The sequence below is a fragment of the Erythrobacter insulae genome (genome assembly GCF_007004095.1).
Classification (GTDB): Bacteria; Pseudomonadota; Alphaproteobacteria; order Sphingomonadales; family Sphingomonadaceae; genus Erythrobacter; species Erythrobacter insulae.
The window spans coordinates 168,702-189,014 of the sequence record NZ_VHJK01000002.1 but is presented as its reverse complement, the minus strand read 5'-3'; the positions used below and the strand labels follow the sequence as shown (position 1 = coordinate 189,014).

22 protein-coding genes, 2 tRNA genes and 1 other RNA gene are annotated in these 20,313 nt (G+C 56.8%); 18 read left to right on the top strand and 7 right to left on the bottom strand.

Annotated elements, in window-relative coordinates; translation table 11 throughout:
- Window positions 1-102: 102 nt before the first annotated feature.
- The 4 genes from FGU71_RS13510 (at window position 103) to FGU71_RS13495 (ending at window position 4,216) form a co-directional block, all read left to right on the top strand.
- Window positions 103-1,407, top strand: coding sequence for a thiamine pyrophosphate-dependent enzyme (locus FGU71_RS13510; RefSeq protein ID WP_142789299.1), 1,305 nt, complete (start codon window positions 103-105; stop codon window positions 1,405-1,407).
- A complete protein-coding gene (locus tag FGU71_RS13505) occupies window positions 1,404-2,462 on the top strand; it encodes an alpha-ketoacid dehydrogenase subunit beta (RefSeq protein ID WP_142789298.1) in 1,059 nt (352 codons plus the stop codon). The genes FGU71_RS13510 and FGU71_RS13505 overlap by 4 nt, the downstream gene beginning before the upstream one ends.
- 232 nt (window positions 2,463-2,694) lie before the next feature.
- Window positions 2,695-4,014: a dihydrolipoamide acetyltransferase family protein gene (locus FGU71_RS13500; protein WP_142789297.1), complete on the top strand. Its 1,320-nt coding sequence runs from the start codon at window positions 2,695-2,697 to the stop codon at window positions 4,012-4,014.
- A gap of 125 nt (window positions 4,015-4,139) precedes the next feature.
- A tRNA-Asp gene (locus FGU71_RS13495) sits at window positions 4,140-4,216 on the top strand.
- Between the two features lie 458 nt (window positions 4,217-4,674).
- Here FGU71_RS13495 and FGU71_RS13490 read toward each other — a convergent pair.
- From FGU71_RS13490 to FGU71_RS13475, 5 genes are all read right to left on the bottom strand, one after another.
- Window positions 4,675-4,920 (bottom strand): DUF2842 domain-containing protein, encoded by a 246-nt coding sequence (locus FGU71_RS13490; protein ID WP_142789296.1) that lies wholly within the window; start codon window positions 4,918-4,920, stop codon window positions 4,675-4,677.
- On the bottom strand, window positions 4,920-5,495 hold the full coding sequence (locus FGU71_RS13485; protein WP_142789295.1) for a 5-formyltetrahydrofolate cyclo-ligase: 576 nt from the start codon (window positions 5,493-5,495) through the stop codon (window positions 4,920-4,922). The genes FGU71_RS13490 and FGU71_RS13485 overlap by 1 nt, the downstream gene beginning before the upstream one ends.
- A gap of 114 nt (window positions 5,496-5,609) precedes the next feature.
- Window positions 5,610-5,780, bottom strand: a non-coding RNA gene (ssrS, locus tag FGU71_RS14340) — 6S RNA.
- A 20-nt stretch (window positions 5,781-5,800) separates the two neighbouring features.
- Window positions 5,801-6,283: a cell division protein ZapA gene (locus FGU71_RS13480; protein WP_142789294.1), complete on the bottom strand. Its 483-nt coding sequence runs from the start codon at window positions 6,281-6,283 to the stop codon at window positions 5,801-5,803.
- Window positions 6,280-6,492: a hypothetical protein gene (locus tag FGU71_RS13475; protein WP_142789293.1), complete on the bottom strand. Its 213-nt coding sequence runs from the start codon at window positions 6,490-6,492 to the stop codon at window positions 6,280-6,282. The genes FGU71_RS13480 and FGU71_RS13475 overlap by 4 nt, the downstream gene beginning before the upstream one ends.
- 274 nt (window positions 6,493-6,766) lie before the next feature.
- Here FGU71_RS13475 and tkt point away from each other — a divergent pair, with 274 nt between their 5' ends.
- The 9 genes from tkt (at window position 6,767) to FGU71_RS13430 (ending at window position 14,433) form a co-directional block, all read left to right on the top strand.
- Entirely contained in the window at window positions 6,767-8,746 is a 1,980-nt protein-coding gene (gene tkt / locus FGU71_RS13470; RefSeq protein WP_142789292.1) for a transketolase, read from the top strand.
- 15 nt (window positions 8,747-8,761) lie between these two features.
- Window positions 8,762-9,769, top strand: a complete 1,008-nt coding sequence (gap, locus tag FGU71_RS13465; protein ID WP_142789291.1) for a type I glyceraldehyde-3-phosphate dehydrogenase — start codon at window positions 8,762-8,764, stop codon at window positions 9,767-9,769.
- 25 nt (window positions 9,770-9,794) lie between these two features.
- Entirely contained in the window at window positions 9,795-10,994 is a 1,200-nt protein-coding gene (locus FGU71_RS13460) for a phosphoglycerate kinase (RefSeq protein WP_142789290.1), read from the top strand.
- Between the two features lie 2 nt (window positions 10,995-10,996).
- The gene (locus FGU71_RS13455) at window positions 10,997-11,422 is read left to right on the top strand and encodes a DUF4440 domain-containing protein (protein WP_185960320.1); all 426 of its coding nucleotides are present in this window, start codon (window positions 10,997-10,999) and stop codon (window positions 11,420-11,422) included.
- Between the two features lies 1 nt (window position 11,423).
- A complete protein-coding gene (locus FGU71_RS13450) occupies window positions 11,424-11,879 on the top strand; it encodes a PaaI family thioesterase (RefSeq protein ID WP_142789288.1) in 456 nt (151 codons plus the stop codon).
- 83 nt (window positions 11,880-11,962) lie between these two features.
- Window positions 11,963-12,850, top strand: coding sequence for a fructose bisphosphate aldolase (locus FGU71_RS13445; protein ID WP_142789438.1), 888 nt, complete (start codon window positions 11,963-11,965; stop codon window positions 12,848-12,850).
- 69 nt (window positions 12,851-12,919) lie between these two features.
- Window positions 12,920-13,339 carry a hypothetical protein gene (locus FGU71_RS13440; RefSeq protein ID WP_142789287.1) on the top strand — a complete coding sequence of 140 codons (420 nt, stop codon included), beginning with the start codon at window positions 12,920-12,922 and terminating at the stop codon, window positions 13,337-13,339.
- A gap of 54 nt (window positions 13,340-13,393) precedes the next feature.
- On the top strand, window positions 13,394-14,041 hold the full coding sequence (gene thiE / locus FGU71_RS13435; protein WP_142789286.1) for a thiamine phosphate synthase: 648 nt from the start codon (window positions 13,394-13,396) through the stop codon (window positions 14,039-14,041).
- Window positions 14,038-14,433 (top strand): hypothetical protein, encoded by a 396-nt coding sequence (locus FGU71_RS13430; protein ID WP_142789285.1) that lies wholly within the window; start codon window positions 14,038-14,040, stop codon window positions 14,431-14,433. Before thiE ends, FGU71_RS13430 begins: the two co-directional genes overlap by 4 nt.
- A gap of 7 nt (window positions 14,434-14,440) precedes the next feature.
- On the opposite strand, the gene FGU71_RS13425 is transcribed toward FGU71_RS13430, so the two are convergent.
- Complete coding sequence (locus tag FGU71_RS13425) at window positions 14,441-14,803, bottom strand: elongation factor P (RefSeq protein ID WP_142789284.1); 363 nt, start codon at window positions 14,801-14,803, stop codon at window positions 14,441-14,443.
- Window positions 14,804-15,027: 224 nt separating this feature from the next.
- Between FGU71_RS13425 and efp the strand changes: the two genes are divergently transcribed.
- The 5 genes from efp (at window position 15,028) to FGU71_RS13400 (ending at window position 19,889) form a co-directional block, all read left to right on the top strand.
- Complete coding sequence (gene efp, locus FGU71_RS13420; protein WP_142789283.1) at window positions 15,028-15,591, top strand: elongation factor P; 564 nt, start codon at window positions 15,028-15,030, stop codon at window positions 15,589-15,591.
- A 6-nt stretch (window positions 15,592-15,597) separates the two neighbouring features.
- Complete coding sequence (locus FGU71_RS13415; RefSeq protein WP_142789282.1) at window positions 15,598-16,416, top strand: inositol monophosphatase family protein; 819 nt, start codon at window positions 15,598-15,600, stop codon at window positions 16,414-16,416.
- A gap of 74 nt (window positions 16,417-16,490) precedes the next feature.
- Window positions 16,491-16,575 (top strand) — tRNA-Leu (locus FGU71_RS13410).
- 169 nt (window positions 16,576-16,744) lie between these two features.
- Window positions 16,745-18,544, top strand: coding sequence for an SLC13 family permease (locus FGU71_RS13405; RefSeq protein WP_185960319.1), 1,800 nt, complete (start codon window positions 16,745-16,747; stop codon window positions 18,542-18,544).
- 22 nt (window positions 18,545-18,566) lie between these two features.
- On the top strand, window positions 18,567-19,889 hold the full coding sequence (locus FGU71_RS13400) for an amidohydrolase (RefSeq protein ID WP_142789281.1): 1,323 nt from the start codon (window positions 18,567-18,569) through the stop codon (window positions 19,887-19,889).
- A 128-nt stretch (window positions 19,890-20,017) separates the two neighbouring features.
- On the opposite strand, the gene FGU71_RS13395 is transcribed toward FGU71_RS13400, so the two are convergent.
- The gene (locus FGU71_RS13395) at window positions 20,018-20,203 is read right to left on the bottom strand and encodes a hypothetical protein (protein WP_142789280.1); all 186 of its coding nucleotides are present in this window, start codon (window positions 20,201-20,203) and stop codon (window positions 20,018-20,020) included.
- Window positions 20,204-20,313: the final 110 nt, after the last annotated feature.

Sequence of the window (20,313 nt, the reverse complement as noted above, 5' to 3'; positions counted from 1 at the left end):
CGATTCAGACGCATTGGGAGCAGCATTGATCCGGCCGGGAACGGCCCGACGGATCTACGCATTTCTCCTGTGCAAACGGACTCTTTACGGGAGAGCACAATTATGGCCGATCAGGCCGATAAAAAGCCGCATACCGGAGACAACCGGCCCGCACTTGCGCTGCACGTGCCGGAGCCGCGCTCGCGCCCGGGCGGTCCGGTAAACTTCGCCGACATCGATATCGGCAAGGCCGGTGATCAACCACGCCCGGATGAAGGCACCGCGCCAGCCGACATGAAAGACCTGGCCTATGGTCTTGTCCGCGTGCTTGGTGATGATAACAAAGCGTATGGCCCGTGGGACCCGAAACTGGACCCTGACACCTTGCGGATCATGCTCGGCCATATGGCGATGGTCCGCGCCTTTGATGAGCGCATGTTCCGCGGACAGCGTCAGGGTAAAACGTCATTCTACATGAAATGCACCGGTGAAGAGGCGACCAGCGTTGCCGCTTCGATGGCGCTTGCCAGTGACGATATGGTTTTTCCGTCATACCGTCAGCAAGGCATCCTGATCGCGCGCGGTTACCCTTTGATAGAGATGATCAATCAGATCTATTCGAACAGAGGTGACAAATTAAAAGGCCGGCAGCTGCCGATCATGTATTCGAGCCGCGAGCACAGTTTTTTCAGCATCTCAGGCAACCTTGCGACCCAAACTCCGCAGGCGGTTGGGTGGGCCATGGCCAGCGCGATCAAGGGCGACAGCCGGATCGCGGCAACATGGGTTGGCGAAGGCTCCACAGCGGAAGGCGATTTCCACAGCGCCTGCACCTTTGCAACGGTGTATAATGCACCGGTTATCCTCAATGTTATCAACAATCAGTGGGCGATTTCCAGCTTCTCTGGTTTTGCGGGCGCTGAACGAACCACCTTTGCCGCGCGAGCGCTGGGATATGGGCTTGCCGGGCTGCGCGTGGATGGCAACGATGCGCTGGCGTGTTTCGCGGCGCAGCAATGGGCCGCCAATCGCGCCCGCGCCAATCAGGGGCCGACCCTGATCGAATACTTCACCTACCGCGCCGAAGGTCACTCAACCTCCGATGACCCCTCCGGCTACCGTTCTGCGCAGGAGCGCGAGGAATGGCCGCTGGGCGATCCGGTAATGCGTTTGAAAAACCACCTGATCGAAATCGGTGAATGGGATGAAGATCGCCAACAGGCGATGGACCTCAAATGTGCGGAAGAAGTGAAGGCGACGACCAAGGAGGCTGAAAAGAACGGTATCCTTGGCCACGGAATGCACCATCCGTTCCACACCATGTTCGAAGACGTGTTCGAAGAATTGCCATGGCATCTCGAAGAACAGGCCAAGCAGGCGACCAGCGAACGGATTGCGAAATTCGGTTCGGAAAGGCCCGATCAATGAGCACCCAGACCAAACCAAAACCGACCGGTGAAACGGGTGGGGAACGCCGGATCAACATGATCGAGGCGATCAACGAAGCTCTCGATGTGATGCTTGAGCGGGACGATAATGTCGTGGTGATGGGCGAGGATGTCGGTTATTTTGGCGGTGTGTTCCGCTGCACAGCCGGGCTTCAGGAAAAACACGGCAAGACCCGCGTGTTCGATACCCCGATCAACGAATGCGGGATCATCGGCGCGGCGGTGGGGATGGGCGCGTATGGCCTTCGCCCTGTCCCTGAAATCCAGTTTGCCGATTACATCTATCCCGGTCTTGACCAGTTGATATCCGAAGCAGCCCGTCTGCGATACCGGTCCGCAACGGAATATATCGCGCCGATGACGGTGCGCTCCCCCTTTGGTGGCGGCATTTTCGGCGGGCAAACGCACTCGCAATCACCCGAAAGCATCTTCACTCACGTTTCAGGCTTGAAAACGGTCATTCCCGCCACGCCTTACGATGCAAAGGGGCTGTTGATTTCCTGCATCGAAGACAATGATCCGGTGATCTTTTTTGAGCCTAAGCGGATCTATAACGGCCCGTTTTCAGGCTATTATGACAAGCCGGTAGAGCCGTGGAAGAAACACGAGGCCAGCATCGTGCCGGAGGGGTATTACAAGATCCCGCTGGGTAAAGCGCGTCAGGTGCGTGAAGGCGAAGAGCTGACAGTGCTTACCTACGGCACGATGGTTCATGTGGCCGAGGCGGTTTGCCGCGAGAAAGGCATTGATGCCGATATTCTCGATCTGCGCACGCTTGTTCCGCTCGATATAGACGCAATCGAGGCGTCGGTTAAAAAGACCGGACGTTGCCTTGTGGTGCACGAGGCCACCCGAACATCGGGATTCGGCGCAGAGCTTTCCGCGCTCGTAACAGAGCGGTGCTTTTACCACCTCGAAGCCGCAGTGGAACGGGTGACCGGGTTCGATACGCCGTATCCGCATAGCCTCGAATGGGCATATTTCCCCGGTCCAGTTCGCATTGGCGAGGCAATCGACAAGATTTTGAAAGACTAACGTATGGCATGACCAACTTTCCTACGCGCGCGGTTTCATGGCATTGAAATGATGATGAACCAGCCCGCAAATACCAAAGGAAGTTGGACAAGTGTCAAGCAGCGATTTTGGAAGATTTTCCAAAAATAACAATGGATTGAGCCTGTAGGCACCGGATGACACATTCCGTTTTTGTCACCCAGGTCCTACACAATCGAAGCGAGCGATCGCAGGTCGAAGGATAGTTTGAAATATGGCTAAGTTCACTTTCAACATGCCCGATGTGGGCGAGGGCGTTGCCGAGGCGGAGATCGTCGAATGGCAGGTCAAGGTCGGCGATATTGTATCCGAAGACCAGCATTTGGTCGACGTGATGACCGATAAGGCAACGATCGATATCGAGAGCCCAGTTGACGGCAAAGTGATCGAAGTCGCCGGGGAAGTTGGCGATACCATTTCGGTTGGTGCGATGTTGCTTGTCGTTGAAGTCGAAGGCGAAGTATCAGACGAAGCGTCAGATGAAGGTGAAGAGGCACCGCAAGAGCCTGCTTCGGCACCGGCACCGGCACCGGCACCGGTACCTACACCTGCGCCTGAGAGCCCGCCTGAGGCGGCTCCTGCTCCTGCTCAGACGCCTGAGCCTACACCAGCACCAGCACCAACACCCGCTTCGGCTCCGGTTTCGGAGCCTTCTTCTGCGGCCAAAGTGCTTGCCAGTCCCGCTGTACGTCAGCGTGCCCGCGATCTTGGGATTGATCTGGCGCAGGTGAAGCCTGCCGATGATGGCCGCGTTCGCCACGGCGATCTGGACCAGTTTCTTTCGTACAATTCCGGCGGCGGGTTTGCTCCGGCTGGTGCGGCGCGCGAAGATGAAGCGATCAAAGTGATTGGTCTGCGCAAACGGATCGCGCAGAATATGTCCGCTGCAAAACGTAACATTCCGCATTTTACCTATGTCGAGGAATGCGACGTTACGGACATGGAGCGCATGCGGGCTGATCTGAACAGTGCGCGCGGCGACAAACCAAAGCTGACTATGCTTCCCTTGCTGATCACGGCGATCTGCAAACTGATCCCGGATTATCCGATGATCAATGCGCGGTACGATGATGAAGCAAACATCGTCACCCGCCACGGCGCAGTGCATCTAGGACTGGCCGCTCAAACCGATAACGGGTTGATGGTGCCGGTTATCAAAGACGCGCAAAGCCGAAATCTTTGGCAATTGGCGCGCGAAATCGGTCGTTTGGCAGAGGCGGCCCGAACCGGTTCGGCAAAGTCAGAAGAGCTTTCCGGTTCTACCTTGACTGTGACCTCGCTCGGCCCGCTGGGCGGTGTGGCGACGACTCCGGTGATCAATCGCCCTGAGGTCGCAATCATTGGCCCAAATCGCATCATTGAACGGCCCATGTTTGTAACCGGGGCCGACGGTGTCGAGCGAATCGAGAAACGCAAGCTGATGAATATCTCGATCAGCTGCGATCACCGGGTGGTTGATGGATATGACGCAGCAAGCTTTATTCAGGATATGAAAAAGCTGATCGAAACGCCGGTTTTGCTGCTCGCGGATTGATTGGAGAAATAAAAGCGCAATTAATGGACGCATCAAGAGCCAATGGCCGTTGACAGCGTCGAAAGCGGGGCTTAGAGGCCTGCTTCCCAAGCGGTGCAAACCACAGTTTGAACAGTCAAGTTTAAGCGGGTGTAGCTCAGTTGGTTAGAGCGCCGGCCTGTCACGCCGGAGGTCGCGAGTTCAAGTCTCGTCACTCGCGCCACTTGGGATCTCTGAAATCGGTAATTTGCGTCTCAGCAGTCGTCATCGGGCGATCTGGCTTAGACCGTCAAAGCTGTATCACCCGTCCTCCTGCTCCGACCCAATCCGGAAGCGCGGCTCTCTGTTCAAACCACACGGTATCTTGATACCTTGGGATTTGTTTACGAAGAAGACCCAGTGGAATCTGTGCCCCTGAACGACTTGGAATATGTGAGGGCGCTTTCGATGGAGGCAATAAAGAACCCGAAGTTCTAGCCAAATTGTGTGCGACCAATCACAGGGAAGAGACGAAGACAATCTCGCCGAACCACTTTCGGCGTTGTGGCCACCGATATCGAGGAGCATTGGGAAGAGGGCGCGAAGCCGATCTCTGGCAAGAAACCGCTCGATGCTATTCACATTCAAGCCGATGGCAAACACAAGGTTACCTGACCCAGATATGACCGGGCCCGGCGGAATTTAATTCTTGTCCGGGTCCGGTTCTTCCGGCGCGCTCCAACTGCCTGTTTCCATCCAGATCAGCAGCGGTTTGAGCGGCAATAACCAGATCAGACCGAGCACCAGATAGATGATCGTTTGAGCCCAGCCGGGCCAGCCACCGATCAGATCAGGAGCATAGCGAGCGATCAGGATGCCATAGATCATCAAGAATACAAACAGCCCGATAATACCAGCCGGTATGCGCCAAGTCGGTGTCTCTCTCATCAATCGATTCCGTAAATGCGGGTTGGGGTAACCACCGCGTCGAGGGCGATGTCATGCGGTTCGGTTGGCAGCGCATCGCAAAGCTGCGCGTCCCATGCCAACCCAATGACCGTACGGCCCGGATGTTCCGCTAGCCACCTGTCATAATGCCCGCCGCCTTGGCCGAGCCGTTCTCCGTCGGCGGTAAAGCCAAGCAGCGGAACAAAGAGAATATCGGGCACAAGTTCCGCAGCATCTGCGGGCGGCTGGGCGATGTCGAAAGGCCCCGGCACAAGATCACTTCCGCCAAACGGATCGCTATGTTCGCGAAACGTCATCGGGGCATCGTCTGAATCGAAATAGGGCAAAGCGATTGTATGACCGGCCTCGTGAAAGAATTTTGCGTATCCGCTCGCCGGTGCCTCCTGCGGATTGGCTGCATAAACGGCAATGCTTGCCCCCGCGCCAATTTTGGCAAGCAAGGGCGCTGGCGGGCGATGAAACAGCAAAGCGCGGATCGCAGTTGGCTGCGCAGCGACATGTTCCCGCCGTTTCTTGCGAAGCGTTTTGCGAAGATCTGATTTGGAAAGGGTCATTGCCCAGAGAAGTAAGCACCAGGCCGCACGCCCGCAAGGGCGGCTGAAGCGGTGCGATCGATGGCCGCAAGAACTACGTGTTCTCGCGCCCTTCGGGCTGTGCAAAACAATAATGACGGGACCACCATGGGTCGTTGCGCTAGAAATCCTCTGACGCGAAAACGTCAGGTGGGCGCCGTGTATCCAAGCATCCAGGACGAACCCGTGCACCCGGACAGGGACAGCTCCCTATGGATTGCTTATAGCCTCAGGGATGTTCAATCGGCTCGTGCCGGGCAGCCCCGCCATAAATAGACTTAGGCTGCCTAGGCCGCACCTTCAAGCGCGCTTGCAGTCTCTTCGGCGCGCGCAGCGAGCGCTTCAAGCTTTTCTACGATATCTTCGCCAAGGTCAGCGGCGCCGAAAAGGTCGTGTTGATGGCTGGCGGATTCGCGCATTTCGGCAATCTGCGCTTTCAATTCGCCCACTTCTTCACGGGCGCGTGCCTCGGCTTTGGTTAGTGTTTCAATCGCAGTTTTCAATTCGGCTTTCTTGCCGCCGGATTTGGCCTTTTCATGCTCGACAATCTCGGACGATTTCTTGGCCACTTTGCGAGCTTCGGACAGCTCGTCTGCCAAAAATAAGGCAGTAAACAGGAGGTTCTGCGATTCTTGCGCGCTGCGCGCTTCACCGAGCTGCCCATATTTCTCGTCGATCATCGCTCCAAGGTCGGTGATGTGGTTTTCTTCACCATCGGCGCAATTCACGGTGTAGCTGCGCCCGCCGATTGAAAGCTTTACTTGGCTCATCCCTCAAGCTCCTCGATCAATGTGTCGAGCTCGCGCATTGTGTCGGCCACTTCTTCGCGAAGTTTTTCATGTGTGTTGACCAAGGCCATTACCTTGGCGGAGGTGTTTCCTTCACCGGAACTGGTCACGGAAGAGGCGCGTGCAGATGCGATCCGTTCCATCGCGGCCTCTATGCGCGCCATAGCAGTAACGATGCGGCCTTCTGTCATGACCACTAAATATCAAGAATGCCGTGTCTGCGCAAAGCTTTGCTGGTGCCTGTTGATAAGTGATCTTGAACCTTAAGGCGCGAATGCATCGCCGCGCATCTGGGGAGCAACGCGAGACAGCAGCCCCGGATCGCTTGACCTCATCTTAACGCTCGGCAATGGCGTGGCAGAACATCGAATCGCGCGCGGAAGAGACACCTTGCGGCGCGCGAGGATATTGCGCAGCGGCAACCCTATGGACACGCCGCCTGCCAGCAGGAGGCAACAGACCCGCATGACGATTGATACTTCACGTTTGCAGAGCATGGCCAATGCCATTCGCGCGCTTTCAATGGATGCTGTGCAGGCAGCCAATTCGGGCCATCCGGGTATGCCAATGGGCATGGCGGATGTCGCGACCGTTCTGTTTAAGAACCATGTGAAGTTTGACCCGGCACGTCCCGATTGGGCTGATCGGGACCGCTTTGTCTTGTCCGCCGGACACGGTTCGATGCTGATTTACAGCCTCCTTCACCTGACCGGTTATGCCAGCCCGACCATGGATGACATTCGCGCATTCCGGCAATTGGGCAGCCCGTGCGCCGGCCACCCGGAAAACTTTCTGCTTGATGGCGTCGAAGCGACCACTGGCCCGCTCGGTCAGGGTATCGCGATGGCTGTCGGCATGGCGATGGCCGAGCGCAATCTTAACGCGGCGTTTGGCGATGAGCTTGTCGATCACCGGACATGGGTAATCGCAGGCGATGGGTGTTTGATGGAAGGCGTTAACCACGAAGCAATCGGTTTGGCTGGCCACTTGCATCTTGGCCGGTTGAACGTGCTTTGGGATGATAACAACATCACGATTGATGGGCCGGCGGATCTATCAACCAGCGAAGACGTGAAGGCCCGTTTTGAAGCGACCGGTTGGCACGTGGTCAGCTGTGACGGTCATGATTTTGACGACATCGAACGGGCAATCAACGAAGCGAAAGCATCTGAGCGCCCGTCATTAATTGCCTGCAAAACGGTAATCGGCAAAGGCGCTCCGACCAAACAGGGCACGAGCGCCACGCACGGCGCGCCACTTGGCGCAGAAGAGATTGCCGGTGCGCGTGAAGCATTGGGCTGGACCGCAGAACCATTTGTCGTACCGGCTGAGATTCTTTCAGACTGGCGTTCGATTGGCTCTGCGGGACGCGATGCGTCAGGGGCATGGAATAGCCGTTTGGCGGCGTCGGCACATAAAGACGAATTTGAGCGCCGCATGTCTGGCGATTTGCCAGATACCGATGTGATCGAACAGCATATCGCAAGCCTGATTGCTGATCCGCAAGGGGTTGCGAGCCGCAAAGCGAGCGAAATGGCTCTTGCGGTGATCAACCCGGCGATGCCCGAAACAATGGGCGGCAGTGCCGATCTGACGGGGTCAAACAACACGAAAGCTGGCGGTATCGAAGGATTTACTGCCGATAATTACGGCGGCCGTTATGTTTATTACGGCATCCGCGAATTCGGCATGGCCGCAGCAATGAACGGCATGGCGCTGCATGGCGGTATCATCCCGTATGGCGGCACTTTCCTGGTCTTTACCGACTACGCACGCGGGGCAATCCGCCTGTCGGCTCTGCAAAAAACCCGTGCGATTTATGTGATGACGCACGATTCAATCGGCCTTGGCGAAGACGGTCCGACACACCAACCTGTTGAACACCTTGCCTCGTTGCGCGCGATGCCCAATTTGCTGGTGATGCGCCCGGCTGATGCTGTTGAGACAGCGGAATGCTGGCAGGTCGCTTTACAGCAGTCTGATCGGCCAACGATCCTCGCCCTGTCGCGCCAGGGTTTGCCGCAAGTCCGGCTTGAGGATGCAGGGGAGAACCTGTCCGCGAAAGGCGCGTATCGCCTGAATGCTGCGGAGGCGGGTCGCAGGGTCGTAATCCTCGCTACAGGCGCAGAGATCGGGCTTGCGATGGAAAGTGCCAAGGCGCTGGAGGAAAAGGGCATCGGCGCCGATGTTGTTTCCATGGTCTGCACCGAGCTGTTTGATGAACAGGATGCTGGCTACCGCGCTGATTTGTTGCCTGCGGACGCGTTGATCGTTTCGATCGAAGCGGCGAGCACTTTCGGCTGGCAGCGTTACACCGGTACAAACGGTGTCAATATCGGGATCGACAGGTTCGGAGCGTCAGCGCCAGCCAAAGACTTGTTTGCGCATTTCGGTTTCACCGCTGACGCGATCGTGCCACAAATTTTGAACAAACTGAACGACTAAGCAGGAGCTCCTTTCATGGCTACCAAAGTTGCAATTAATGGTTTTGGCCGCATCGGCCGTCTTGTCGCCCGCGCTATCCTCGAGCGTGATGATCATGATCTTGACCTCGTGTCGATTAATGATCTGGCGGATACCAAATCGAACGCTCTGCTGTTCAAATACGATTCCACCCATGGCCGTTTTCCCGGTGAAGTTGATGTAAAGGACGGTGCGATTGTTGTCGGCGGTAAGTCGATCGCTGTTACGAGCGAACGCGATCCGGCCAACCTGCCGCATGGCGAGCAAGGCGTCGATATCGTACTGGAATGCACGGGCTTTTTCCAAAGCGACGAAGCCTGCCGCCCGCATCTTGCCGCTGGCGCAAAGCGTGTGCTGATTTCCGCCCCTGCGAAAAACGTCACCGCCACAATCGTTTACGGCGTCAATCACGATGTGCTGACGGGCGATGATGTGATCGTCTCCAACGCGAGCTGCACCACAAACTGCCTTTCGCCCATCGCAAAAGTGCTGAACGATACCGTCGGCATCAAACGCGGTTTCATGACCACGATCCATTCCTACACCAATGATCAGCGCATGCTTGACCAAATGCACAGCGACATGCGCCGTGCCCGCGGCGGGGCGCAGAATATGATCCCGACCACCACTGGCGCGGCGCGCGCTGTCGGTCTCGTTCTGCCCGAGCTTGCAGGCAAGCTTGACGGTTCATCAGTCCGGGTCCCGACCCCGAATGTATCGCTTGTAGATCTGGTTTTCCAACCGGGCCGTGACACGTCGGTTGATGAATTGAACGCAGCTCTTAAAGCGGCGGCCGATGGCGCGATGAAGGGTGTGCTCGATTACACTGATGAGCCGCTGGTATCGTCTGACTTTAACCATCACCCGGCCAGCTCGACTGTAGATAGTCTTGAAACCAGTGTCATGGAAGGCAAACTCGCCCGTGTGGTTAGCTGGTATGACAACGAGTGGGGTTTCTCCAACCGCATGATCGACACTGCAGGCGTTATGGCGAAGTTCCTCTGATTTAATCGATTCGAAAGGGCGCGACATGGCCGCATTCAAGACACTTGATGATTTGGGTGACGTGACCGGCAAGGTCGCGCTCGTTCGGGTTGATCTCAATTTGCCGATGAAAGATGGTTCGGCGAGCGATGTAACCCGTGTGGAAGCGGTAAAGCCGACCATTCTGGAATTGTCCGATAAAGGCGCGAAAGTTTTGCTGCTCGCGCATTTCGGGCGTCCGGGAGGCAAACGTTCTTCCGTCCTTTCGACAAGCATGGTCGTTGGCGATGTCGAGGGCGTGCTGGGCAAGGAATTGATGTTCATTCCAGAAGTCGCCGGGCCCGTGGTTGAGCAGAGCATTGGAATTCTGCGAAACGGCGATATCGGCTTGCTCGACAATACGCGTTTCTGGGCCGGTGAAACCGACAACGATCCCAATTTTGCGCAGGCCATCGCAGCCCATGGCGATTTCTTCGTGAACGATGCGTTTAGCGCCGCGCACCGTGCACATGCGACGACCGAAGGCATTACGCATTTTCTGCCGTCCTATGCTGGCCGTGCGATGGAGCGCGAGCTCAAGGCACTTGAGGCCGCATTAGGTACGCCCGAAACTCCCGTTGCAGCGGTGGTCGGCGGTGCAAAGGTTTCTACCAAGCTGGCCGTGCTCGAAAATCTTGTTGGCAGGGTACAGCACCTGATCATCGGCGGCGGCATGGCGAACACATTCCTCGCCGCGCGCGGCGTCAATGTTGGCAAATCGCTTTGTGAACATGATTTGACGGACACGGCTTCGAAAATCCTGGACGAAGCCGATCACGCGGGCTGCACCGTGCATCTGCCATATGATGTGGTTGTCGCGAAAGAATTTGCCGCAAACCCGGCCTCTCTTCGCATTTGCAATGTACACGAGGTCGCCAAGGATGAGATGATCCTTGATATCGGGCCGCTTGCAACAGAGGCGCTGGCCGATGTCCTTAAGACGTGCCGGACTTTGGTTTGGAATGGTCCGCTCGGCGCGTTCGAGACAGAGCCGTTTGATGCCGCGACTGTCGCGCTGGCCCGCCATGCGGCTGCGCTTACACAGGAAGGATCGCTGGTCAGTGTTGCTGGCGGCGGCGATACTGTTGCCGCGCTCGCACAGGCAGGCGTGACCGATGATGTAACGTATATTTCAACCGCTGGCGGGGCCTTCCTTGAATGGATGGAAGGCAAAGAGCTACCCGGTGTGGCTGCGCTCCGGAACTGACAGTGGCGGATGTTCCATCCTTGATCCAGGCGCAAGAGCTGCGGTTTATGCAGGCCTGGATGCACCGTGATGGCGGGGCGATACGCAAATTGGCAGCGCGAGATTTTATGATGATGGTCGGGGCAACACCGCCCGAGCTGCTCGACCGGCCCAGTTTTGTGGCCGCCATGGAAGATGGCTTTCGCTGCACCGGCTTTTTGCTGGGTGAAGCATTTGTCCGCCGGCACGGGCGATGCGCCTGGTATGCAGCGGGAGCAAAACTCGATCTGCAATTGGGGCGCGCCGAGTGGAAAGGCGAATTCATGGTCACCGGATTGTGGCGCAAAGCACGGTTTGGTGGTTGGCAGCTGACCGAACGGACCATTGCACCCACTGCCACGGATGAACGGTTTACCAAGATCGTTAGAAGCCTGCAGTTCTGGACCTGACATGACCGAAACGATCACTGAATACGGATACGGCAATGCCGTTGAATGCGCCGATGGCGAATTTACCGGTTGGCACCATTGGAACTACGATCCGTTCGAAACGCGTAGCGGTCCGTTCTTTATGCGCCGCGAAGACGACGGCTCCTATCTCAGCGCGTTCCGCGCCGAGCAAAGACACATGAACGGTGCAGGCTCGATGCACGGCGGATGCCTGATGACGTTCGCCGACTTTGCCTTGTTTGCAATCGCGACTGATGAGCTGGGCGGGGCCAATGCGGTCACTATGAACCTTTCCAGCGATTTTCTGGGCGCAGTGCCGGTTGGGGCATTGGTCGAGGCGCGCGGGGAAGTTACGCGCGGCGGCGGCAAGACTATTTTTGTGCGCGGGCTGATAACTGCAGATGGTAACCCTGCGCTCAGTTTTACCGGTATTATCCGCAAGTTCTCAAAGCGCTGAACTCGCAGTTGCAGCACGGCCAAGGTCTGGCTAAAGCGCGGACAGCCCATTCATGCATACCTATGTACACCGAAGGACACCCGATGAACACCGAACAGATGACCGCCAAAATCGCCGAGGGTAAAGGCTTTATTGCTGCTTTGGATCAATCGGGCGGCTCCACGCCAAAGGCGCTGCGCGGATACGGTGTTGAAGACAGCGAATGGTCGGGCGACGATGAGATGTTCGCGCAGATCCACGCAATGCGCAGCCGCGTAATAACCTCACCCTGTTTCTCGAACGGCAAGGTCATCGGCGCTATTCTGTTTGAAAGAACGATGGATGGGTCCGTCGATGGAAAATCGACCGCCGATGCGCTGAAGGCGCGCGGTATTGTCCCGTTTATCAAGGTTGATCAGGGGCTCGCAGACGAAGAGAACGGCGTTCAGTTGATGAAACCGCTCGATAAATTGCCCGCGCTTCTGGAAAAATCGGTGTCGCACGGCATGTTCGGCACAAAAATGCGGTCGGTGATCAAATCGGCCAATCCAGAAGGAATCGCTGCAATCGTCGCTCAGCAATTTGCGGTTGGCAACCAGATTGCCGATGCCGGATTGATGCCGATGCTCGAGCCGGAATATGACATCACTGCCGAAGACCGCGAAGCAGGTGAGGACATCTTGCTCGCGGAGATTTTGAAAGGCCTTGATGCATTGCCGGAGGGCCGCAAAGTCATGCTGAAGCTCTCGATTCCGGTTAAGCCAGGGCATTATACGCCTGTTATCGAGCACCCCAACGTCTTGCGGGTGGTTGCATTGTCTGGCGGTTATTCAACCGATGATGCCTGCGCGCATCTCGCCAAGAACCCCGGAATGATTGCCAGCTTTAGCCGCGGGCTGTTGCAGGACCTGCGCGTAGACCAATCGGATGCTGAATTTGACAATACGTTGGCAAGCGCGATCGACAAAATCGCAGGTGCAAGCTGCGCCTGATCGTTTATGTCGTCCGGCGAACCAGAGCGATTTGAATATCACAGGGATGTTTCCCCGATAATGTGGGTGATGTTTGCACTCACTCTGGTTGAACTGTTCGTGGTGCATTTTCTGGTTGCTCTGAAATGGCCGCTCATCGGTTGGACGTTAACCACTGTCTCGGCGATTAGTGCGCTTTGGATCCTGCTTTGGATCCGGTCATTCAGGACAAAACCGCATCAGCTTTCCGGCGATGCGCTGACCCTGAATTTCGGGTCCTTGAAAACGATCGAGCTGGACTGCGCGAATATTGCGCAGGTCAGACGCAGTTGGGAGCAAGGTGCCTTGGAAAAGAAGGGGCACATCAATCTCGCTGGAATTGCCTTTCCCAATCGCTGTATCGAATTGTTGCAGCCGTTGGAGAATGGGCGGGATCGGATTTTTGTACGGCTCGATGATCCAGACGCCTTCGATGCTGCTTTGCTGCGCAGCAATGTCACGTTTGCCTAAGCGGCCAAACAGCGCGCTTGGCGTGAAGCGCAAGCGAGGCTAAGCGCGGTGGCGATGATTAAAACACAGCTTTACCTTATTTCACCGCCCGATGTGGCCGGCGATTTTCCTGCCCGTCTCGAACGTGCGCTTGCCGCAGGCAAAGGCGTGGTGACCGCGTTTCAATTTCGCGTGAAGGGAATTGACGATCAGCATCAACTGGCCGCCTTGGCGCAGCCGCTTCAGGCGCTATGTGCCGAACATGACGTCGCCTTTATCGTGAATGACAGCGTGCCGCTGGCCAAACGGTTAAAGGCGGATGGGGTGCATCTGGGACAGGGGGACGGCGACCCCAAAGAGGCGCGTGAGGAACTGGGCCGGGACGCTCAGATCGGGATTACCTGTCACGCATCAAAGCACATGGCGATGGACGCAGGCGAGGCGGGCGCGGATTACGTCGCCTTTGGTGCGTTTTTTGAAAGCACCACGAAAGACAAGTCCGGGGCGGAGCGGCCTACGATTGAGACGGTCGAATGGTGGACCACCTTGTTTGAAATTCCCTGCGTCGTCATCGGCGGTATAACACCGGGTAATTGCGCGCCTTTGATCAAGGCTGGTGCCGATTTTATCGCGGTTTCGGGCGGTGTCTGGAACGGCGATGAAGCCGCGGCAGTCGAAGCCTTCGCTAAGGTGATCGACGAAACAGAAAGGCCTGCTCAATGAAATTTGTAGACCGAGTTCTCACCATCGTCATAACCGCGACGCTGACGTCTGCGGTATGGATTATCTTTGGCGGAACCATGTTTGAGATGGCGAGTGATCGCCAGACAGACGCAGGGACTGCCGCCGAGGCAGCCGGAGAAGCGCCTTCGGTTGACACTCCGCCATCACCGCCATCACCGCCAGCAATCGAGCCTTCCGCGCCCCCAATCGCTAACCCGCCAATCGCGTCACCACCGGCAGCGCCCGCCGTAGCTGAACCGCCAGTATCGCAATCGCAGCCTCCGGCAACGCGGCCAAGCCCAAGCCCAAGCCCAAACCCAAGCCTAAACCCGACACCTCAGCAGAATAGGGTACCGTCGCCCGATATCAGCGAAACGCGAGGTAAGATTTAAACTTAAATCACGAACCTGACCCAAGACGGGTACAGATCAGCTTGCCGCGCTTTAGCTGGTTGGTGCCAACACGGGTGAATTGTTCGCCTTTTTTGGGGCCGCGCGTGAACGTCAGCGACTTGCCTTTCAAAAGGTAGATGCCGTTGCCATCGGCATTGGAGTAGCTGGATGAAGCGCCGAGCCGGAATTCCTCGCTCTTTACCACGCGAAATGCGTCGCCGCCGGCATCGCCAGGGAGCGCGCATTGATATGTGCCATGCGGCATCGTTTGCAGCGGGCCGCCAGCAGGCGTGTTTTGCGCCATCATTGGCGCTGCCGCAGCAACCGCAGCCGCAACCGCTGTTAAAAGGAATATGTAACGCGTTTTCATTTTAGGGTTCTCATTGTGCGCCTCTTGGTAACATTATGTGGCGCTTTCATCCACGACGTTAAGGATGTTCAGCTGAATTTGGGCTGACATTTTACGACAAATTACAGTTGGAGCGCGGTATGCTTGCCGTTGGGCCGCCGCTTCGCTATTGGCGCGCATCACAGTATCTTGCGCGTACCGCCCATCGGCGCGCGACCCAATTCCGACAAAAGGCAGCAGGCCCCATGAAAATCAGCGGCGTAGACATTCGTCCCGGTAACATCATCGAGTATGAAAAAGGCATCTGGAAAGTTGCCAAAATCCAGCACACGCAGCCGGGTAAAGGCGGCGCTTACATGCAGGTGGAGATGAAAAACCTGCAAGATGGCCGGAAAACCAATGTCCGCTTCCGTAGCGCGGATACGGTAGAGAAAGTGCGCCTCGATACGCAAGATTATCAGTTCTTGTATGAAGACGGCGAAATGCTGGTGTTCATGGATCAGGACACTTACGAGCAAATCAACCTGCCCAGCGATCTGCTCGGTGATGCCCGCCCGTTTTTACAAGACGGCATGCAGGTGCAATTGGAGCTTTGGGAAGAAAAGCCGATTTCGGTGCAGCTTCCCCAGCAAATCGAAGCAGAAATCGTTGAGGCTGATGCAGTGGTGAAGGGGCAGACCGCTTCTTCCAGCTATAAACCGGCTGTGCTTGATAATGGTGTTCGCATCATGGTCCCGCCACACATCGGAAGCGGCACGCGCATCATCGTAGATGTCTACGAACAAACTTATGTCGGCAAAGCGAGCTAAGCAAACATGTCGATGTTCTCAGGCTTGATCCGCGTCATGGAACGCGCTGCACGTAAGGCGGGCAACCGCCTGCGCCGCGATTTCGGTGAGGTCGAGCATTTGCAAGTTAGCCGGAAAGGCCCGGCTGATTTTGTGTCCAAGGCCGATATGCGCGCCGAACGCATCCTGTATGACGAACTTTTGAATGCGCGGCCCGGTTGGGGCTTTGTACTCGAAGAGGCCGGCGTCATCGAAGGGGACGCGGATAAGCCGCGCTGGATCATCGATCCGCTCGATGGGACCAGCAATTTCCTCCATGGTATTCCGCATTTCGCCATTAGTATCGCAGTGCAGGAGCCGCGTCTCGATGGCAAAGGCTGGGGTGATGTTACCGCTGCGGTGATTTACCACCCGATCAACGACGAAACGTATTGGGCGGAGAAAACCCGCGGCGCATGGCTGCAGGATGCGCGACTGCGTGTGTCCGGTCGCCGGCATCTCGACGAAGCCTTAATCGCGACAGGCATCCCGTTTCAGGGGCACGGAGACTTTGCCGAATGGAGCCGGATTTTCGGCGCAATCGGCCCTGAAGTCGCCGGTATTCGCCGCTTTGGCGCAGCATCGCTCGACATGGCTTATGTCGCGCAGGGGCGCTTTGACGGCTTTTGGGAAAGCGGGCTTAATGATTGGGATACGGCAGCAGGGTGTCTGCTGATTCGTGAGGCTGGCGGATTCGTCAGTGATTATCGCGGGCGTTCAAACCCGATCCATTCGGCCCAAGTGCTGGCTGCAAATGACGTTTTGCATTCAAAGCTGCACAAGCTGCTTGCGAATTCGCTCAAATAGAAGCGCGATCGAACGCAAAGGTGTCTTGAAGTAAACGAGCAGCGGCGCTAACAGCGCGTCCTCTGCTCAGGTGTGCCCCTGTGGTGGAATTGGTAGACGCGCTCGACTCAAAATCGAGTTCCTTACGGAGTGCCCGTTCGAGTCGGGCCAGGGGCACCACACTTCTTCGGATTTGCAGTTTTCCCATCAAATATACGCTGTCACCGCCGCGAAGCAGTAGCTGTGTGGTGCCAAAGTTTCATTGAGATACCGCGATCCTTTGGTTGGGGCGATCGCAGAATTCACTTGTAATTTGCCGCGCGCTTTGGGATTCGTCGCAAAAGGGATCATGCTGGAACTTCCATCCTATCACGCGCTAGCCGCAATGGTCATCACGGTCCTCATGTTCGTAGGCTTCGTCCGCGGACGCATGTCTATCGAGATTGTGTCGCTATTGACCATCGCAGTGATTGCGGTTGGCCTGTATTTTTTCCCGCTCGAAGGGACCCGTCCCATTGATGGGGTGGCGCTCGCCTTCGGTGGCTTTGGCCATTACGCGTTGATCACGATTTGCGCGCTGATGGTGATGGGCAGGGGGCTTGTCGTGACAGGCGCGCTTGAGCCCGCGGCCCGCGTTCTGGAGAAAGTTTTCAAGATCAATCTCCAATTGGGATTGTTGGTCTCGCTCCTGATTGCTTTGGTTCTGTCGATGTTTGTGAACAACACCCCGGTTCTGGTGTTGATGATCCCAATCTTTGCCGCTCTGGCCTCGCGAGGCGCGCTTCCGACCTCTAAAACTCTGATGCCGCTGAATTCGGCTTCGTTGATCGGCGGTCTCGCCACAACGATTGGCACTTCGACCAATATTCTGGTTGTTTCAATCGCGGTTGATTTGGGAATGCGCGAAATCGGCGTATTCGATTTCACACCGATTGTGTTGCTCGCCGGGCTTGTCGCGCTGCCGTATATGTGGCTCGTGATGCCGCGCCTCTTGGGCAATAACCGGGTTGAAGCGGAAGAGAATTTCCGAAGGTTCCACACCCGGCTACGGATTAGCGGCGATAGCGATCTCGTGGGGAAAAACGTATCTGAAATTCTGCCAAAGCTCCCAAAGAACATCCAATTCCATGGGCACCACGATGGCGCCTTACAGGCTCAGGATCGCTTGCATCTATCCGGGACCCACGAAGGGCTGGAAGATGCGGTGCGCGTTTTAAAGGGCGAACTCGCCCCAAACTGGGTGCTTGACCGGATCAAGCGCAATGCTTCGGCTAAGGACGCCGATATCCTCGTTGTGGAAATGACCGTAACCGCAGATTCGCGTCTGATCACGCGGACCTTGCCATCGTCCGGTATTGCCGATTTGTACGGTGTCGCAGTGTTGGGCATCCATCGTCCAGAACGGTTGCTGGGTGAACGGGATCAATATTCGGACGGCGGCGATTTGCGTATGTCCGAAGGCGATGTGTTGCTCGTCATGGGGCTGGAATCAGATCTTCAGGGGTTTGCCCGTGCAGACAGCCTTTTGATGCTCGAAGGCGCGCGGGAGCTGCCGCGCCGTTCTAAAGCGCTGTTGTCGGCGGCAATCATGGGCGCTGCTGTGGTGACCGCTTCAACCGGATTTGTCCCGATCGCGATCTCGGCTCTGGCCGGCGCGATCCTGATGTTTGTTACAGGTTGCGTGAAGTTTGACCGTGTTGGCAGGGCGCTCTCTGGACAGGTGATTGTTCTGGTCGCCGCCAGTATCGCGATTGGCCGCGTGATCGACGAAAGCGGCGCGGCGGATTGGCTGGGTCAGGCGCTTTCATTGGGGCTGGGCTATTTACCGCCAGCTTTGGTGCTGGCTGCAATTATGGCTTTTGTCACGGTACTCACCAATTTCGCATCCAACGCGACAGCGGCGACGGTTGGTACACCCATCGCATTCAGCATCGCTGCCCAGCTGGGTTTGCCGCCAGAGCCACTGGTACTCGCCGTCTTGTTTGGCTGTAATTTGTGTTATGCTACTCCCATTGCGTATCAAACCAACATGCTCATCATGGCAGAGGGTAATTACGACTTTGTCGATTATGTACGCACCGGTGTTCCGCTTGTCATTTTGATGGTGACAACGCTCTCCATCCTGCTGGCGCTTTGGTACGGACTTTAGAAATTCGAATAAGGGAACAGATATGAGGATCGGATTGGCATTGGCCGGAGTATGCGGGCTGGCTTTTGCGGTGCCCGCGCAGGCGGACGAACTGCGCGATGCATTGGCGCAGGACATGGCCGGACTGGTCGAGCTTTATCAAGACCTCCACGCCAATCCGGAACTTTCATTTCAGGAATTCAATACCGCCAAAAAGCTCGCAACGCGTGCACGCGAACTCGGGTTTGAAGTCACCGAGGGCGTTGGTCAGACCGGCGTTGTTGCAGTGATGAAGAACGGTGATGGACCGACAGTCATGCTACGCGCCGATATGGACGGTTTGCCGGTGCAGGAACAGACGGGATTGCCCTTCGCTTCCAAAGCGCGCGGGACCCCTGCGAGCGGCGTTGAAAGCGGCATCATGCATGCGTGCGGACATGATACCCATATGGCGGCCTGGGTCGGCGCTGCGCAGCTGCTGGCCGAGCGGAAGGATCAATGGTCGGGCACGCTCGTCATGATCTTGCAACCTGCCGAGGAATTGGGTCTTGGCGCGGTCGCAATGCTCGAAGATGGGCTGTACGAACGTTTTCCCAAACCTGATTATGTGCTGGCGTTCCACGATGCCGCCGCTGCGCCTGCGGGTTTCATCGGATACACGCCCGGTTTTGCGCTCGCGAATGTTGATAGCGTCGATATCACCGTAAAGGGCGTCGGCGGGCACGGAGCATATCCGCACACGACAAAAGACCCGATTGTGATCGCGTCCAGTATCGTCATGCGCCTGCAAACGCTGGTCAGCCGCGAAACCAGCCCGCTTGATTCGGCGGTGGTAACAGTCGGCAGCTTCCGCGCTGGCGCAAAACACAACATCATCTCTGACGAAGCGAAACTGCAGCTGACAGTCCGGTCATACAGCGACAAGACCCGCGCGGCCTTGCTTGAGGGGATCGAACGGATTGCCAAAGCCGAAGCGATGGCTTCCGGCCTTTCCGGCGACTTGCTGCCCGTAGTCGAGATTGAAGATCCGTATACGCCCGCGACGTACAACTCGCCCGAATTGACCGCAGACATTGCCGAAGTGTTGACCGCGCGTTTTCCGGGGCGTGTGTTTGAAACAGACCCGGTGATGGGCGGAGAAGATTTCAGCCAATTCCGCCGCGCCGATCCCGACAATGTGCAAACGCTGATCTTTTGGGTCGGCGGAGTTCCGCAGGCCGAATGGGAAAAGGCGCAGGCTGGCGAGGCGGAGCTGCCGTCACTGCATTCGCCATTCTGGGCGCCGGATGCAGAAAAGGTGATTGCGACCGCGACCGAGGCGCTGACCGCTGCGACGCTTGATCTGATGCCGAAAGCAGGCGGTTAGGGCCGCGCTGCGCCGCGTTCGCGCCAGGATGAGTTATTCGAAAAAGTAACGGCCGCCGAACCAGATTGCTCTGGTTCGACGGCCGTATTCTCCTCCCCAGGAGAACTGGGAAACGCTTGCAGCTAATCTTAGCTCGACGATGGCACGTATGTGCCAAGCCGGTGATGCAGCGCGTTAATTTTGGCGAGTTCTTCGCGGTCTTCTGTATTGCGGGCGTGGCTTTCCAGCGCACGGCGCAGCAATTTCATGTCTGCTGTTGAAAGCAGTGCACGGGCGCGTGAAGGTTCGCGGCTCGGAGTATCGGTATCGCTCATTATTTCTCTCCCTGTTCCATTTGCGGGCGTCAGTTTAATGACAATGCTAATGGAGGGCTTGGAAGGTTCCCGCAAGGCCGGAAACAATGTCCGGCCCCGCGTTAACCCCG